Genomic DNA, 1,301 nt, shown 5'->3' with positions numbered 1-1,301 from the left:
TCTTTTTGTCACCTTCCCAAGTTGGGCTCCGTTAAATCAATGGGTTCCTTGGATGTTTGAAGCGTATGGCGATTGTTCAAAAATTGTTTGGCAGTTCTTCGACTTATCGATGCCACAATGGTTGGTAGTTATCTTCGCTGGTAACTTGGTTGCTTTGGCGTTGATCGTGATTGCACAGTTCTTTCCGGTGAAACGTAAGAATCCAATTCGTTAAGGCGTATAAAAATATAGATGAGAAAAAGCCGACCTTAGGGTCGGCTTTTTATTGGGTTCGATTCAGTAACTCGCTTTTATAGTGTTACTTACCACAACATTGCTTGAACTTTTTACCGCTCTCACAAGGGCATGGATCGTTACGACCTACATCTTTAAATGGGTTTAGGCTTTGAGATTTATTGCCGACCATTAGTTCATCTGCACCCAATGCGACTTCAACTAACATCAAATCAAGTTGATCAACAAGGTCTGTTAACGCTGGCGGCGTTTCAATACCCGCGTCACGCATATGTTGCTGAGTAGACTCTTCATCAATGGCTAGCATCATTGTGGTAAGCAGCGCTTGCAGCATACGTTGTAAACCATCATTTAGCTCAACCTCTTGCCACTGCTCTTCAATCAAAGGCCAAACCGACATGAAACCTTCAGCAAAATCAGCTAACTGCTCAGGATCTTTTCCAGTTAGCTCTAGAGCTGAATACTCATTACGTAAAATACGGTTATGTTGCTTGTGAATTTGCTCTTCGACCGCTGGCTGAATCGATTTAAAACCTTCACCAAATAGCGGCTCAAGCCAGGCCTCTGGCGCTAAAGGTTTTGTGGTTAGGTTTGCGGCAAGTACCGCACCTTCAATAAATAGCGAAGATTCATCAAGTTGAACTTCACCTTTTTCAATCAAAGTGTATTGCATGACATCTGGTTTCCCATGAATTTGGCGGCATTATACTCCAATACAAGTGAGATGCCAGTTGGCACCAGCGCCGAGTCTTTTAATGACAAACTTAGCCGGCATCGCTACAATCGCCCGCCTTTTTATCACCAAACTGTATTAGGCAAACTATGCGAGTTGTATTAGGCCCAATGGAAGGCGTTTTAGACCATTTGATGCGCCAAATCCTGACCGAAATAAACGACTATGATCTGTGTGTGACGGAGTTCGTTCGAGTGATCGATCAAGTCCTGCCAGACCATGTCTTTCATCGCTTATGTCCGGAGCTTATGCAAGGCTCTCAGACCACTTCTGGTGTGCCTGTACATGTTCAACTACTAGGCCAAGAGCCTCACTGGATGGCGGAAAACGCAAT

3 protein-coding genes are annotated in these 1,301 nt (G+C 44.2%); 2 read left to right on the top strand and 1 reads right to left on the bottom strand.

Features of this window, described 5'->3' with window-relative positions:
- Positions 1-214 (top strand): disulfide bond formation protein B (locus R7O12_RS25295; RefSeq protein WP_318126810.1); only part of this gene is annotated, 214 nt, incomplete at its 5' end.
- 84 nt (positions 215-298) lie between these two features.
- Here R7O12_RS25295 and R7O12_RS25290 read toward each other — a convergent pair.
- Positions 299-907 (bottom strand): SEC-C metal-binding domain-containing protein, encoded by a 609-nt coding sequence (locus R7O12_RS25290; protein WP_020838706.1) that lies wholly within the window; start codon positions 905-907, stop codon positions 299-301.
- A 149-nt stretch (positions 908-1,056) separates the two neighbouring features.
- On the opposite strand from R7O12_RS25290, the gene R7O12_RS25285 reads away from it, so the two are divergent.
- A partial coding sequence (locus R7O12_RS25285) for a tRNA-dihydrouridine synthase (RefSeq protein WP_318126809.1) occupies positions 1,057-1,301 on the top strand: 245 nt, incomplete at its 3' end.

Source organism: Vibrio sp. Vb1574, assembly GCF_033338675.1.
Note: the sequence above shows the minus strand (reverse complement) of the source record. Positions and strands in the feature narration are given on the sequence as shown.